This window comes from Prevotella nigrescens, assembly GCF_031191185.1.
Taxonomy (GTDB): Bacteria; Bacteroidota; Bacteroidia; order Bacteroidales; family Bacteroidaceae; genus Prevotella; species Prevotella nigrescens.
Window position 1 is genome coordinate 42506 of the sequence record NZ_CP133465.1, and the last position, 16824, is coordinate 59329.

Annotated in this window: 9 protein-coding genes, 2 pseudogenes and 1 riboswitch; of the genes and pseudogenes, 7 read left to right on the plus strand and 4 right to left on the minus strand. The window is 43.4% G+C overall.

Annotation, left to right across the window (positions count from 1 at the left end):
- The first annotated feature begins 1 nt into the window (after position 1).
- The 4 genes from RDV52_RS02340 to RDV52_RS02355 are packed head-to-tail and all read left to right on the plus strand — an operon-like array spanning position 2 to position 3547.
- Entirely contained in the window at positions 2–838 is an 837-nt protein-coding gene (locus RDV52_RS02340; RefSeq protein ID WP_004367335.1) for a LicD family protein, read from the plus strand.
- Between the two features lie 43 nt (positions 839–881).
- Complete coding sequence (locus tag RDV52_RS02345; RefSeq protein ID WP_004367334.1) at positions 882–1601, plus strand: IspD/TarI family cytidylyltransferase; 720 nt, start codon at positions 882–884, stop codon at positions 1599–1601.
- A gap of 2 nt (positions 1602–1603) precedes the next feature.
- On the plus strand, positions 1604–2638 hold the full coding sequence (locus tag RDV52_RS02350) for an NAD-dependent epimerase/dehydratase family protein (RefSeq protein ID WP_004367333.1): 1035 nt from the start codon (positions 1604–1606) through the stop codon (positions 2636–2638).
- A gap of 3 nt (positions 2639–2641) precedes the next feature.
- Entirely contained in the window at positions 2642–3547 is a 906-nt protein-coding gene (locus tag RDV52_RS02355) for a hypothetical protein (RefSeq protein ID WP_004367332.1), read from the plus strand.
- Between the two features lie 247 nt (positions 3548–3794).
- On the opposite strand, the gene cas2 is transcribed toward RDV52_RS02355, so the two are convergent.
- Positions 3795–4091 carry a CRISPR-associated endonuclease Cas2 gene (gene cas2, locus RDV52_RS02360; RefSeq protein ID WP_050793646.1) on the minus strand — a complete coding sequence of 99 codons (297 nt, stop codon included), beginning with the start codon at positions 4089–4091 and terminating at the stop codon, positions 3795–3797.
- A gap of 51 nt (positions 4092–4142) precedes the next feature.
- Positions 4143–5075: a type II CRISPR-associated endonuclease Cas1 gene (gene cas1, locus RDV52_RS02365; RefSeq protein WP_004367329.1), complete on the minus strand. Its 933-nt coding sequence runs from the start codon at positions 5073–5075 to the stop codon at positions 4143–4145.
- A gap of 118 nt (positions 5076–5193) precedes the next feature.
- Here cas1 and RDV52_RS02370 point away from each other — a divergent pair.
- Both RDV52_RS02370 and RDV52_RS02375 read left to right on the plus strand, forming a co-directional pair.
- Positions 5194–6166: pseudogene (locus tag RDV52_RS02370) on the plus strand (IS982 family transposase).
- A gap of 183 nt (positions 6167–6349) precedes the next feature.
- Positions 6350–6451: pseudogene (locus tag RDV52_RS02375) on the plus strand (relaxase/mobilization nuclease domain-containing protein); the annotation flags it as partial.
- Between the two features lie 506 nt (positions 6452–6957).
- Here RDV52_RS02375 and RDV52_RS02380 read toward each other — a convergent pair.
- Positions 6958–8289: an ATP-binding protein gene (locus RDV52_RS02380; protein ID WP_004367327.1), complete on the minus strand. Its 1332-nt coding sequence runs from the start codon at positions 8287–8289 to the stop codon at positions 6958–6960.
- A 290-nt stretch (positions 8290–8579) separates the two neighbouring features.
- Positions 8580–10004, minus strand: a complete 1425-nt coding sequence (locus tag RDV52_RS02385; RefSeq protein ID WP_004363978.1) for an aspartate ammonia-lyase — start codon at positions 10002–10004, stop codon at positions 8580–8582.
- A gap of 567 nt (positions 10005–10571) precedes the next feature.
- Positions 10572–10758, plus strand: a riboswitch (cobalamin riboswitch).
- A 196-nt stretch (positions 10759–10954) separates the two neighbouring features.
- Here RDV52_RS02385 and RDV52_RS02390 point away from each other — a divergent pair.
- Positions 10955–16633, plus strand: a complete 5679-nt coding sequence (locus RDV52_RS02390) for a DUF4465 domain-containing protein (RefSeq protein WP_004367326.1) — start codon at positions 10955–10957, stop codon at positions 16631–16633.
- Positions 16634–16824: the final 191 nt, after the last annotated feature.

Below are 16824 nucleotides of genomic sequence, written 5' to 3' on the forward strand. Positions count from 1 at the left end.
AATGACAAAGCAATTCAACACCGGCGAAACCCAAGAAACCCTCCGTCAGGACTACAACCCTGACGGTTCGGTACTGCGACGGGCACAGATGCGTATGCTCGATATGGCTATCTACTTGCAGGAAACAGCCAAGAAGATAGGCATTCCGCTGAGGTTAGACGGTGGAAATGTACTCGGAGCGTTGCGCCACGGAGGTTTTATTCCGTGGGACGACGATATAGATATGGTGGTAAGCCAGAAGGATTTCAAACGCCTATGCGACTATCTCAAGGTGCACCCCCACCCCCATTACGTGTTGCAAGACAACTCTACCGACCGTGGATTCTATAAAGAGTGGGCTTGTCTGCGCGATTTAAGAACCGAAAACCGCAGCCACGAAACCTCCGAAAGCGAGAACCGACGTATCCACGAAGCACAGAAATATCGAGGATTGCATGTCGATATATTCCCCTACGAGGGCAATATGATACCTTGGCTGCAACGTTTTGCAGCGAAACTATCGGTGAATGTGAATCTTAAAATGGCAGGGCGATACCCCCGAATGGCGCAAACGTGCTACAATGTGTTGCACTATGGCGTCTTCCCCGTGTTCCGTTTCATTGGTAAAATCTTCGGCAATCCAGACTTGTATATGCACTCTTACGGTGCGTGGTTCTACGAACAAAACCCCAAGCGCATTATGGTGCCCCACAAAGACATCGTTTTCGAGGGCTACACGTTTGAAGGACCAGCCGACGCGGAGGAACTTTGCCGTATCGCTTACGGCGAGTTTATGAATCTTCCGCCACGCGACAAGCGCGACAGACACAAGGTTGATGTAGTGTTTTTCGACGAGTAGAAAGCACGATAAAGACAGAAACAAAACTAAAAACAGCATAAAAATGAACATAGCCGTTATCTTTGCAGGTGGTTCGGGACTACGTATGCACACCAAGTCGCGCCCCAAACAGTTTCTCGACCTAAACGGAAAGCCCATTATCATCTACACGCTCGAACTCTTCGACAATCACCCACAGATTGACGCCATTGTCGTTTCGTGCATCAAAGAGTGGATTCCGTTCCTTGAAAAGATGCTCCGCAAGTTTGAAATAAACAAGGTTGTGAAGATTGTTTCGGGTGGAGCAACAGGGCAAGACTCCATTTACAACGGTCTGTGTGCAGCCAAAACGTATGCAAAAGACGAGGCTGCGACGGTGCTTATTCACGACGGCGTGCGCCCATTGATAACCGAAGAAACCATAACGGACAATATAAATAAGGTGGCGGAATGCGGTTCTTGCATTACCTGTGCGCCTGCTACCGAAACGTTTATCGTAAAACAAGAAGACGGAAGCTTGGAAATTCCGACACGTGCCAACTCTCTGATAGCACGCGCACCGCAAAGTTTTCACCTCTTCGACATTCTTTCAGCCCACCGCCGTGCGATAAGCGAAGACCGACACAACTTCATCGACTCGTGTACGATGATGAGCCACTACGGCTACAAGTTAGGAACGATTATCGGTCCAATGGAAAACATAAAGATAACCACCCCCACCGACTTCTTCGTATTCCGTGCAATGGTAAAGGTTCACGAAGACCAACAAATCTTTGGCTTATAGAAATGAATGCTATTCTCGAACAAGACGTAGAGCAATTCGCCCTTCGCTTCGCCTTAAAAGACGAACTGCGCGGAAAGACGGTTGCCGTAACAGGGGCGACAGGACTGCTCGGAGCGTGTATGGTGCGCTGTCTGTTGGCATTAAATCGCCAGCAGGGTCTTGGTCTGCGTGTATTGGCGGTAGTCAGAAACACTGCAAAAGCCGAAGCAATGTTTGGCAAACAAGATGTAGCATTAGGGTTTTATGCTTACGACTTTTCGGCAAACGAGGTCTTCAATCCTACCGAAAAGATAGATTTCATCGTACATTTTGCCAGTCCTACGGCTTCAAAATACTTTGTGGAAAATCCTGTTGAAACGATGGTTACGGTGTTTAACGGCACGAAAAACCTACTCGACTACGCACGCACGAACCACACCCAATCGGTATTGTTGGCATCGTCGTTGGAAGTTTACGGCACCATTACCGACGACAGCACGCCGCTTACCGAAGAAGCACAGGGCTATCTCGACCCAATGGCGGTGCGCAGCAGCTACCCAATGGCAAAGCGGGCTGCCGAAACGCTCTGCCACGACTACGCAAAGGAATACGGAACGCACGCTAAAGTGGCACGCTTGGCACAGACTTTCGGTGCAGGAGTGGCACAAGACGACACCCGTGTGTTTGCGCAATTTGCCCGCAGCGTCATCAAGGGCGAGGATATTGTGATGCACACAAAGGGCGAACTCTGCCGAAGCTATTGCTACACGACTGACGCCATCGCCGCTATGCTCTACATACTTCTGCGTGGCAAAGACGGCGAAGCCTACAACGTGGCAAACGAAACCACTTATATCTCCATAAAGGATATGGCAACCTTCCTTGCCGAAACGTTCAATCCACGTGTGAAGGTTGTAGTAGAACTAAAAGATAATATGGGCTATTCGCCTACAACAAAGCTGCGTTTGTCTACCGATAAGGTGCGACAGTTGGGCTGGACGCCCCAATACGGCTTACAGGAAATGTTCCACCGCCTTATTGAATCTTTGAAGCAATAGTTTATGGCAGCCAATATTCTCCACCGAATCAGCCAGTCGCTCTTTCACGTCTACGAACGGAAAGACCTTCGCCAATGGGACGTTGCACCGCAAAAGCACCTCCCCATTTATGGCATTTACCACATTATGTTGGACACTGGGTGGGAGAAACTGGCACAAAAGCAAATAGAGAACCTGAAAAACAGCGGACTGCTGGCAGCTACCAAAAAGCTTTTTATCAGCTGTATTGCAGCCGACGAAGCTAAAGTTGATGCGCTAAAACAACTGATTGACAGCGAGAAGGTAGAACTCATAGCCTTCTCTACCAACCCTCAAAAATACGAATACCCTGCCCTACAGTTCATCAAGGAACTCAGCCAGCGCGAAGATTGCCTTGTATATTACTTCCATTCAAAAGGCATTTCCTATCAGTCGTTGGTGTCTGACGACCGCCTTTTCCGTGCCTTCCAACAGAAAATAGAGGCGTGGCGCGAGATGTTGGAATACTTTGTGTTCGACAAATGGCGCGTGGCTGTAAACGCTTTGTCGAACGGTTTCGACACTTACAGCTGCTATCGCTGGCCTCCTCGTAACTACACTATGTATTCGGGCAGTTTCTGGTGGGCAACATCGGCACACATTCGACAGTTGCCCGACTTCCAACCCGACGTTATTTCGGCTAATCGCTTCTACTCCGAAGTGTGGCTGTTCGAGCGCAAACACCGTCAGTTTTCGGCTTTCGATACCATTGCCGACCTTTATTTCGTGCGCATTCCACGCTCCATTTACGCTGACGGAAAGCCGTCGTTCATCGACAAACTGCGTTTCTCGTTTATGTATAACTTCCGAAAAATAGAAAAACACATTTTCCATTACAACTATAAGAAACGCTGCCAGCAACGTTTCCAACAACTTAAAAAGAAGATATAAAGGGCAGTAGAAACCTCGTTTAGTGAAGCATAGACCATTTTTTCTGATGAAAGAAGAAAACTACAGCAATGTATTCATAATGTGAGAATATTTCTTCAAAAAAGTAACAGCTATACCTTGATGTTGCAAAAGTATAGTTCTTACAATCCAAAAGAGCCTGTTTTGCCGTGCAAAACAGGCTCTTTTGGATTGTAAGACAATGGGTTTCATAATTCACTTATAAGACCCTCTTTTTCTAAAAGAAGAATTAAAAGAGTTCTAACTGTGCCCCAGGAGCATTCGGGCGTTGCGGTTTCTGTCCATAGAAGAGTTTTATTTCTTCGAATTGCTTGTCAGTAATACCCATAACTCCGACCTTTCCGTATGTTGGAATGAAGGAGGAAACACGTTTGATGTGTACTCCCATGTTCTCTTTGCTGCCACAATGACGTATGTAAATGGAGAATTGGAACATTGTGAAACCATCTTTTATTAGGTTCTGACGAAAGACAGTGGCAGCTTTTCTCTCTTTTTTTGTGTCTGTGGGTAAATCAAAAAATACCATTAACCACATGCTTCTGTATTGACTAAATCTATAAGTTTCCACTAATAGCCTTTATAATTCGGGATAAACCATTCTTCTTTGCTCTCCGCTAAAGCACTTGTAAAGTGAGGAAGTTGTCTGTTGTGTGGCTATCATCAATGGACTTTTTTTGTTTCCAATTGTTGTATCGAGTACAGGAATAGCAAGGAGTTTCATCTTGATATCTTTTGTAAGCTCACTGTAATCGGTAGTTGACGCCATTACATCTAACACCAAGCCATCGACGTAAGGGCGGTAAGGTTCCATAATATCGTCGGCAAGGCAATAGGCATTGTATCTGTTGTGGTGGTGAATACCCAATGTTGGGAGCAATCCGCTGGCTACTAAAGAGCGTGCTACCACGGCACGTAATATGGCGTATCCATAGTTCAACAGGTTGTTAGGTGGTTCGCCTTCGCGTCCTCTTACGAAATCAGGAATATCAGAAAAGAGATTTTTCCAATAATAAGCAGCTGCACGAGCTTCAAGATTGTCGGGGTCGCCACTCCTAACCTTGTCTGCCCAAGCATACATACAGCCTACATCGGTGTTGGTGTATATGCTTAGAAGTTTTGCCTGATTGCTTATTTTCTGCTTAATGGTTTGCTGCCACAATTGTTTTTTTAACGGTAACGATGCTTCTATTTGGGTGCGGAAGCGTTCGCTTTGCGTTGTGTTACCACATAAAGGCAGCAAAAGTCCGATGGGCATATTCTTGCTGTCGCAGGTAATCACTGCGCAGTTGTTTTCTATCAGAGCTTCTAATGCAGACGATGTAATGGTTATCCGCTTATTATCGAGTAGTACAACTCCAATGTCTTCTATTGGAATTGTACGCTCGCTTTGCTTTTTAAAACCGTCAGGCAGGTCATCGCATGTTTCTACTTCGGGCAAACGAATTGCTAATTGTGCATTCTGTAAACTTAAATAGGCAGGATTGCTAAAACATAATGTCTTCTTTATCATAAGCTATCTATATTAACGTGAGTTCGACGAATTGTAAGTGCCTATAAATTTGGTGATTAGCGAAATTTGTTGTAACTTTAAGGTGCTAACATACAAACAATTACAAACAAAAATCGCTATGATCACCGAAGACAAAGTTACTGAAATCTTTTGTATGGCAGATGACTTCTGCAAGTTTTTTGATGCAATGACAGCAAAATATACGTTAAAAGCTACTGAAAAAAGAAAATATCATCGAAATTCTACAATGTCAAAGGCTGAAGTCATGCTGATAATGATTCTTTTCCACGGCTCCGGTTATCGCTGCTTTAAACATTTCTATCTTGAAAAAGTCAAGAAATATTTCTTTGGCAAAATTCTTGTGTTATCGCTGCTTTAAACATTTCTATCTTGAAAAAGTATGCAAGCATCTTCACCATCTGTTTTCCAATGTTGTTTCTTATAACCGTTTAGTAGAATTGGAAAGGGAGGTAGCCGTACCCTTAACCTTGTTTATCAAGAAGGTCCTGTTGGGCAAATGTACGGGCATAAGCTTCGTTGACAGCACACCACTGCGTGTCTGCAAAAACCAAAGAATACATATTCACAAGGTTTTCAAAGGCATAGCTCAAAGAGGAAAATGCTCCATGGGTTGGTTCTTCGGTTTCAAGTTGCATTTGATTTGCAATGAGAAAGGAGAGCTTCTCAACTTTATGATAACGCCGGGAGATGTTGATGACCGTAAACCTTTGGAGTACAAGGCATTCATAGATTTCATCTATGGTAAGCTGGTCGGTGATAAAGGGTACATCGGCAAGAACCTCTTTCAAAGGCTTTTTGTTGACGGAATACAACTTATTACCAAATTGAAAAGTAACATGAAAGGAGCTTTAATGAGTGTTTCAGACAGACTTTTACTCAGAAAAAGAGCCATTATAGAAACGGTGAATGATGAACTTAAGAACATTGCACAAGTGGAACACTCCAGACATAGATGCTTTGACAATTTCATCGTCAACTTATTAGGGGCTATTGCTGCCTATTGTCTGTTTCCAAAGGAGCCGTGCATAAATCTGCAAAGGACTATTGATACACAGCTTGCATTGTTCTGAATTCATCGAACTCACGTTATATTAATCGTATTCACCTACTGCAACTATCTTACCAATAGAGTTAATACGCACTTTAATGATACCTTCTAAAGGCTTTAATGAATCAAAACAAGTCAAACATAAATTCAGATAGAATAATGGAAAAGAAAACTGTCAGTAACGAGGGGATGGGGAATACAATCCATTACACCAACTACGCAAGGTTATGACTATGCCGAGACAGCGTGGCAGCGCAAACTCAGAAACCAAGCAAACAGAAAGAAGAAGCGAGGACGAGGATTATAACCCTATCAAAAATCGTATTAGAAAAGTGCAGAAAGAAGAATATCTCATTAAAAACGCTTGTTATTCGCCAGCAAAGTATTATCTTTGCAAACAGAATAACAAGCGTTCTTTGTTAGGCAGAAAACAGCGGAGCCAAGTAGTTTGCTCGTTTCTAAATCGTTACCAGTTTAGTTGTATCAATAAGATAACTTCTTTATTTTCAATTAGATACACTTTAATAAATATCTTAGCGTGTAAAACCTATTGTTTTGCATTGCAAAAGCGGCACTTTCACTTTTCAATCCCTATTTTCCAGCTCTCTTTTTCTCTATTTTCCCCTTTCCGTTAGTGTTAAATTTATTGCCCCATTTACTTGATTTTAGAACAATAAATCGGAAGTGTCGTTAGTTGGGATTGCTTTAAAATCATTATCTTTACATAGGTGGGGCAAGATAGATACTGTCATAGTAACGTTTAGCAATTGGCATTTACGGCAAAAGACAGCGCAATTTAACTACCAATTGAGGTTATTCGTTTTTGAAACACATTATATAATAGATGGGCATATAGGTGATGCCATCGGCAACGCTCACTTCTTGTTCGTTTGAAAGGACGTATGCACGGTGGATATTGTAATGCTTGTTGGAAACAAATTTATTCAAGGCACTATGTATTTTGTAATCCTTTCCCGATTTAACTTCTATCGGTGTAATGCTCAAATGCTCGACATCATCTATAAGGAAGTCTACTTCTCCGTTCTGCTTGTTGTCGTAGTAATAAAGCGAGAAGCCGTGTGCCTTTAGCTCTTGTGCAACAACTGTTTCGTAAACAGAGCCGAGATTGATACTTGGGACATCATCGAGCACTGCTTTTGGATTGTTGCGATAATAGATGGAAGTTAGCAGACCAACATCGTTCATATACAGTTTCAGAAGATTCTTACCGCTGTTTTGTATCAGAGGGAATGTAGGTGTGCTAATCGCTTTAACCTCTAAAGCAATGCCAGATGCAATCAGATATTCGAACTCTTCTGCGTAATTGGACATTCGCTTACCTGTTTTTCCCTCAATATCTTTAGCAATGATACGCTTCTTGGTTTTCTCTAAATTAGAAGGAATCATTTCGTAGATACGTTGAATGCTTAATCGGCGGTTTGTCATCTGCTCGTATTTTGCAGCATCAATACCATAATTTTGATAAACGGCATCTTGCGAAGCTCGGGTTGTCTGTATGTTATCTTCTTCAATGAATTTATTTACAGCGTCGGGAAGACCACCTGAGAGAAGATAATGTCTGAACAAACTCATTAGTTTATTGTGGATAGCGGTGGGCATAGGTTTCCTTTTTGCAAAATTGTCGTATAGTGTATCAAGTATTATCTGCCCGACACCATTTGCAATGAGAAACTCTTCAAAATCCAGTGGGTACATGTGCTTGATGAGTATGCTGCCCAATGGCAGTGAACTTGTTTGTTTTAAGGCAATTCCTAAGCGCGAACCACTGGCAATATAGGTGAATCTGCCATCTTCACGGAGGAACTTCAAGAGTGTGAACAAGTGGTCGTATGCTTGTATTTCGTCAATAAACACCAGCGTGTTGTGTTTGTCTCCCATCTTATTGCCAAAGTTAATACTTAGTGTAAGATAGAAATCGCGCACGGTACGAACGTCGGCAAACAAACGGTCGCCGAGTTTATCTTCCTCCATATTGATTTCAATATAATTGCTGAACTCCTTTTGTCCAACATAGCGAATGATATACGATTTACCTATCTGTCGTGCTCCATCTATCAGGAGTATCTTGTCATCAGACGATTGTAGATGGCTTTTTATAAACTTTTCTATCTTTCTATACAGCATAAATACACTTTTTCAATGTTTCTGTTGTGGCAAAAATACACTTTTCTTTTGAAATAAGCAAGCATAAATACACTTTTCCTGTAAAATTAGAGCTTTGAAAATACACTTTTCTGTTGATGCTTTTGTTTCGATACTTTAAGATTAATCATTATTTCCAATAAATTTCAGTCGTGTTCACTATGGTATACTGTCAAAGAAAGATAGGGTATTATGTTGTATAAGCGCATAAAAAAACTCTGTGCAAAGCCGCACAGAGTTTTTAAAGCTTTATGTATGATAAGAGTTTAACCTTATTTTACTTTCTTTTCTGAATCGAGCATGTGCTCTGGAGAAAGTATCTTGTCGAGTTGTTCCTTTGTGAGGACACCCTCTTCAAGTACAATGTTGTAAACAGAACCGCCTGTTTCGAGTGCTTTCTTGGCAATCTTCGTGCTGTTCTTGTAGCCAATATATGGGTTAAGTGCAGTTACAATACCGATAGAGTGTTTTACCATCTCTGCGTTGTGCTCGCGGTTTACAGTGATGCCGTCGATGCACTTCTCGCGGAGAGTGTCGAAAGCCTCGCCCAACCACGTAATGTCTTCTACCAAGCACTGCATGATGATAGGCTCCATAACGTTCAACTGCAACTGTCCAGCTTCTGCTGCGAGTGTTACGGTTGTATCGTTGCCAATCACCTTGAAACAGGTTTGATTGGTAACTTCAGGGATAACAGGGTTCACTTTACCTGGCATGATGCTTGAACCCGGTGCCATTGGAGGAAGATTAATCTCGTGGAGACCGCAACGTGGACCAGAAGCCATGAGACGAAGGTCGTTGCAAATCTTAGAGAGCTTGATAGCCAAACGCTTCATTGCGCCGCTATAATTCACGAGGTCGGTTGTATCAGGAGTTGCTGCAACGAGGTCTTCGCTTGCTCTGAACTTCAAACCAGTAAGCTCACTTAGTTTCTTTGCACATACTTCAGGGAAGCCTGGTGCTGCGTTCAAGCCAGTACCGATTGCAGTACCGCCCATATTGATTTCGAGGAACATTTCTGCACTCTTGTTCAAGTTGGCGATTTCAGCTTCGAGCAGGTTGGCGAATGCGTTGAACTCCTGACCGCTTGTCATAGGAACAGCGTCTTGGAGCTGTGTACGACCCATCTTGATGTCCTTCTTGAACTCTTCTGCCTTCTTGCGGAAAGAAGCAACAAGGTTTGCCAATTTCTCCACCAATGTCTTGTTCATACGGATTAGAGCCAAGTGGATAGCCGATGGATATGCATCGTTTGTAGACTGACCGCAGTTGGCGTGGTCGTTAGGAGCGCAGTATTTGTGCTCGCCTTTCTGATGACCGAGTATTTCGCAAGCACGGTTAGCAATAACTTCATTGGCGTTCATATTCACCGATGTACCTGCACCGCCCTGTACCATATCGGTAACAAAGTCTTCGTGGAACTTACCGTCGATGATTTCGCGGCAAGCCTGTGCCATAGCATCGCAGATTTCGTCGTTGATTTCGCCCAACTCGCGGTTTGTTTCAACAGCAGCCAACTTAACGTAAGCCATTGCGATAACGTAGTCTGGGTAGTCGCACATTCTCTTTCCAGAGATATGGTAGTTGTTCACTGCACGCTGTGTCTGCACACCGTAGTATGCGTTAGCTGGTACTTGAAGCTCGCCCAAGAGGTCGCTTTCAATACGGAATTCTTTGTTGTTTGTCTCGTTTGCCATATTGTATGCAAATTTTATTAATTAGATATTGTGTTTAAGTTCGTTTTTATTGAATGTCTTTAATTGTTTTGCGAGTATCTCAGGCAGGATTTATAGCCGATAAGATGTTGTTTACAGTCTATCCAACCTATCTCCGCTTAGCAATGCAAATATAGCAAATTATTAGTTGGTTGGGGAAAGTTTATAATGAAACATTTTAAAGTTAGCAATATTTAACGAATGTTTCCAACAACCGATAAACGACAGAATGCGTATTTTTTGAAAGTCCTCTGCGATTATCTGCTCTGTTTTATATGCAAAGTATAACTTAAGTGATATGTGAATGTATTTTTATATTAACTTAATGTCATTACTTTTTATTGTCAAAAAGCAAACTGCCCCTATGAGTAGTCTTTCTAAAAGATGTTTTTCGAGTTCGTATAAGTGGGTCATTTTATATTAAGCACTTTGTATGTTTATACCCCACTCGTAGGGTATAAGTGCATACCACTCCACTCGTGGGGTGTAAATGGTCTGTAATTTTCATCAATAATATTTTAATTCCTTAGTTCGTTTCATCTTTTATTACTAACTTTGCATTGCAATTAGGTTCGTATTAGCGATTAATAGGGAATCAGGTGAAAGACCTGAACAGTCCAGCTGCTGTAAGTCGTCATTGTAGACACAAACAGATACCACTGAGTAAATAAAAGCTTGGGAAGGTGTTTGTGATCAGACGATAAGTCAGAAGACCTGCCATTGCAATGCTTCCATGAGCCCTCTGTGGGTTGGGGCGAGAAGTAGAAAGTAAGAACATTGTTATAACACACTATGGGTTTAGGCTCAATGTACACGCTATGGCGTTTACAGAGAGGTTGAAGTGTGTGTCCGTGTACAATGACATGATGTACTGAACAAGAGTAACTATAAACAGGAGAGAAAATCTTTTTTTTATTTAATATATAGTATTTATGAACACAAAACTACTATTGGTGTCGTTAGCTATGGCACTGTCGGCAGTATCTATGCCTGTAATGGCACAAAGTACGCCTACAGAAGTCAGGATTTCAAATACCAAACAAACGATTACTGTTGGCGACAATAGTATTAATTTCTATGACGAAGGTGGACCCACTGGGCAAACTACTCCTCGGTCAGGCGAAGTAAAACGCGTCAGCGAAATTACTTTTGTACCAGCGAACCCAGCAAAGAAGGTGATGGTGAACTTCACCAAGATGGACATCTTCAAGTCTACTTTAGGCGAAACAAACAGCCAGTTCGTAAAGGTTTACAGCGGAAAAGAAGCAAAGCCTGCAAACTTGCTGAAGACTTTCACGCAGAAGGAGACCGGTATCGTAAGATCTACGGCTGACGATGGTGCACTTACAATCGTCTTTGAGAACGATTATGCGATGAAAAAAGACGGTTGGGAAGCTACCGTGTCTCAGTTTACACCGCAGCAAATGAAAGTAAACAGCTTCGATGTGAAGCAGCTTACTGACGGAACGGTATGTGCAGGCGATAAGGGACAGCAAATTCTTTGTTTCAACATCAAAGCAACCGAGACACTGAATCCACTTACAACCACAAGTTTCAAGTTTAAAACAAATGGTACGCAGACACAGATAGCCCATGCTACACTTTATGCAACAAAGGCATCTGATGCGTTCTCGTCTGCCAAGAAGATAGGCGAAGCAGATGTAAACGGCGATGAATTTGAGATAACCACACAAGCCTTTACGCTCTTTGAGGGTGATAACTGGTTCTGGCTGACTTACGACATCAACGAGATGGCGGAAGAAGGACAAAAGGTTGATGCCGCACTTGTAAGTGCAACCCTTAGCGATGGCATACATACAGTTGCAAACGGTAACCCTGCTGGCGACAGAACTGTTAAGAACATTGTAGAGTTTGTAAAAGGCAACAATACGAGGAAAGTAAACAACAAACTTACTTTCAAGACAAAAAATGCAAACTCTGATACCACTCGATACGAAACTTCTACAGAAGAACGTACCATGACTTTCTTGCCTGTCCATACTGGAAAGAAGATTCAGATAGACTTCTCACGTTTCGACATTATGTATTCAAGCAGCAAATACTACGGTGTTCGGGCTGAATTTGCTGTTTATAGTGGCACCGACAAGCATGGTAAATTGCTTTGGAAACTTGACAGCCACGATGCAGCATCGGTCGGTCCTAAGAAGATTTTGCGCTCAACGGCTGCCGATGGTGCACTGACTGTAGTCTTTAATCCTAAGACTGATGCTTCTTCATACACTGGCGATGGCTTCGAGGCAGAAGTTGCAGAATACGAAAGCAAACCGCTTGCTTTCAAGGAGGCTGTTGTAAACCAACTCTCTACCGATGTTGCTGCGGCTGGTGCTAAGGGCTTAGACATCATCAGCTTTAATGTTAAGGCAGAAGGCGACCAAGGCGAACTTAAGCTCCATGGTATAACACTCGACCTTAAAGGTGCAAAGAAAGCTGTAAACAAGGTTACAGTGTTGAGCACAGGCGATAAAGAAGAGGCAACGAGTACTGCCAAGACAGTTGCAGCTGTAACCGATTTAGGAGCAAACAATTCACTCGACATTCTGTTTACCGAACCGCTCGCACTCGTAGAAGGCAACAACTGGCTATGCGTTCGATACGATGTAAAGGACGATGCCGAGGCAGATACCAAACTCGATGCAGCACTCACTGCACTTAATTTCGGCGCAACGACACAGAACATTACAAATGGAGACCCCGATGGCGAGCGTGTGGTAAAGAACATCGTAGTATTCCAGAAAGGTCAGAACCCGACAAAGGTGATTGCTGATGGCAAGTCAGTAATGTTCTACGACGATGGTGGGGCGAACGGAAAGGAAACTAAGAACTTCGACGGAACAATTACCTTTGCTCCAGCAAGTCCTGGTTATGGAATCAAGCTCGTGGCAAAGCAATGGGACGTAGCTGGCAGAAACAAGATGTATATATATTATGGTGGTGAAACAAAGGAGAAAGAAGACTTGGTATTTGGCAGAAATCCGAAACTTGAAGAGGTTATTACCAAATCTCCGGACGGTAAGCTCACTATTCGCTACACAACCAACTACTCAAGCGATGGCTTTGCTATAGAAGTAAGCAGTGTTAAGTTGTCAAAGCTCGCAGTGGCATCTGTGAAGAGCGAAAGCGTTGTTGCTGAAAAGAGTCTGAAAGGTTCTACCGACATCGCAATGATGCGTGTAGACGTAGAAACTACTGGCGACTATGGAACAGTAGATATCAAGAAATTCGCTATAACGGCAACCGATGGCTCTATTGTTAAGAACGTAAAGGTGTATGCAACAGGTTTGGAGAAGGATTTCGCTCCCATCAATCTCTTCGGACAAACAACAACAAGTCCATACGAGGTAAAGGGTACATATATAATGAACGACCGTGGCATTTATCATTTCTGGATTGCTTACGACCTTGCGATGACTGCCAGCGCTGGCGACAAGGCTTCTGCTGCTCTCGCTTCAATCACAACTAATGTCAAAACCGAAACTCCTGCAACCGCAGTTACAGCTACTACAACCATTCAGAAGGGTATAAGCGGAACGCTCGAAGTAGGTTTAGATAAGGAATACAAGACTATTCAGAAGGCTATCGATGCTTTGAAAGATGGCATCGATGGTCCTGTAACCATCAGCATTCAGCCAGGCGACTACAAGGAGAATGTGTTTGTCCCTGCAATAGCTGGTATGTCGGCAAACAACACATTGCTCATCACCTCGTCTACAGGCAAGTCTTCTGATGTTAAGATACACAACAATCAGTTTGATGCAGGTGGCTATTCTGAAGATAAGATGGCAAAAGAACATGGCGTGTTTACTTTCGATGGTGCAACCTACACCACACTTCGTGGCGTTGAAGTTACCATAGATGAAAGCGTGAAATATCCTTCGGTTGTTCACGTTCGTAACCAAAGCCGCCACGTAACTGTTGAAGATTGCTACATTCACGCCAAAATGACCACCGACTATCAAAGCAAGATTACTCTTGTTAATATGTATGCACGTAGCGAAGCCAACAAGAACAACGACTACTTTACGTTGAAAGGTTCTATACTTGAAGGCGGACAGCAAGGCATCAGATTAGGTGGTACCGGCACTGTGGTATTGCCAAAAGAAGTTGGAGGTAAGGTGCTGAACAACACCTTCAAGAACAATGGCAACTTCGCTATTTATGTCAGCAACGAAGACGATGCCGAAATCATTGGCAACACCATAATCAATACAGAAAGCGACAAGAAAGAATTTAAAGCCATTGATATAACTTCGAAAGGAGAGGTTAAGATAGAGCAGAACAAGATAAACTTGAAGACGAAGAGCTATTCGGGTGCTATCTATATCCGTTCCATCATTGCCGACGCTGCTGCGCCTGCAACTGTTGTAAACAACTCTATTATAAACGAGACGAACGACAACTACTCTTATGGTATTGTGTTCGATAAGAGAGATGAGTCTGCAAACATTAACTTTGCACACAACACAGTTGTGCTCCGCGGTACGGCCGCAGAGGCTGATCTGCTGAAACTACCATCTGATGCAAACAACATTGTGGTTACTCAGAACATTCTTCAGAACGAAGCTGGCGGTTACGTCTATTCTATTGTAGGCAATAAAACGCCCGATGCTATTAAGTTCTTAAGGAACAACCTCTATACAACAGGCGAGACATTTGCTACATGCGGTAAAAGCAAATATGCCAGCTTCAACGATTGGAAGGCTGCTTCCAAAGAGACAGACAGCTACAACGAGAAGGTAGAGTTCTTAGACACTGAAGTGTTGGAGCCAAAAGAAGTTGGACATTTGGTAAACACTGTATTGCTCGACTATGCCAAAACAGACATCAACAACAAGCAACGCAACGCCAACCACCCAACAATGGGTGCTTACGAGTTCTCTGAAGAAGTTGTAATTCCTAAGTCAGTAGATGGTTATCCTGCAGTTGTGAACATTACCGACAACTCTGCTGACGTGAAGATTAAGACAGACGGAAATGGCAAGGCTTACATTCTTGTAAAGAAACAGACCGAGGCTGCTCCTACTGTAGACGATGTCAAGAGCAATGGCACGGCAATCTCTGTCAGCAAGGATACCGAGGTTGTGCATACGCTCAGCAACTTAACGAAGGACGAAACCTACGTGGTATACATTGTTTACGAAGGTACACGTGGTGGCGACAGCAAGGTTGAGACTACTAAACCATTCAAGGTTACAAAGCCTGCACCTATCCCCGAACCAGTAGTTACTGCCGAAAACATAACGGTAAAAGCAGGACAGCCAGCCAACCTCAAGGCTACTGTAACCAATGGAACAGAGCCTTACACCATAACATGGTACAACGGCAAGCACCAGAAGGTTGAAACCAACGTTGTTCCCACCGAGTGCGACCAATACACCGTAGAGGTTGTAGACAAGAATGGCAAGACCGCTAAGGCTGTCTGCGATGTTATTGTAAAGGGCAATGCTGTTACTGCCACGCTCGAAAACCTTTACTTGGACAGCGAAAGCTATTGGAACGGCAGCAAAGGTAATGGCTACTTCCTCAGTGGTTCGTATAAATTCCATAACACGGCATATCCAGACTACAATACCTACATGGATTGTACGTATTCTAACCAGACAGCCACAACTTACAGCGGACTACAAGACCAATGGCGCAACATTGTTGGCAAGGGCTACGACAACTCTGAAAACTATGGCATTGACTTTCCGCAACAAGGTACAATCGATGTGCTGAACAAGGATAATGGCGACATCATTCGTGGCTTCTACGTTACGAACACCGCATGGGCATACGATGCCATTAAGAACGGCGACGGCATGTCTACAGTTGCTGGCGGTTTCCAAAAGGGCGATTACTTCAGACTTATCGTGAAAGGCAAGAAAGCCGATGGTACCGAAAGTCAGGTAACATACTACTTAGCCGACTATCGTGCAGAGAAAGAAGCCGACCGCTACATTGTGAATACGTGGCAATGGGTAGACCTTAGCTCGCTGGGCGAAGTGAAATCGGTATCGTTCAAGATGGAAGGAACAAAGAAGAATAAGTATGGGCTTACCACACCTGCTTACTTCGCTTTCGACAACTTCAATGGTACACGCAACGAAAAGGCTGGTGCAGCCATTACGGCACAAAGCCAACCTGTAGACATTTCGGCTAACTTTACACCCGATGGCAGTAATGCTACCATTAAGTATGCTGTTGTAGAGCTTGTGCCAAGCAGCACAAAAGCCCAAGTTACAGTAGACGAAGCAACGGGCAAGCTCACCATTAAGGGCGATACCAACGAAGAATTTACAATCATTGTAAGCATGACACAGGCTGGTAAGACACAGTACGTGCGCATTCCTGTAACCTACGTTACTGGTATCAGCACACTTGCCGAAGGCGATAATAATGCAACCGTTAGTGTTCAGAATGGCGAAATAGTTGTGAACAGTGCAGCCGACAACTACAGTGTAGAGGTTTACTCTACTTCCGGTATGTTGATAAGCAAGGCAGAAGGCATAGCAGGCAACGCCGTTCGTATGCCAAATACCAGCAAGGGCTTATATGTAGTTAAGGTTGTTATGGGCAATCAGAAGATTACAAAGAGTGTTCTTGTGAAGTAAAGCACGACACTGTTATACAAATATCTATTTGGGCTGGATTCCATACCAAGGGAGTCCAGCCCATTTTGTTGTATATACTCTCTTCTAAAGGTGTTGGGTTGTCTTCGGCAAATAGGCGAGGGCTGTACCCAACCAATAGGTGTGAAAATAATCTAATCGGTGAGTGAATATCAATAGCCCACGGGTGTCGA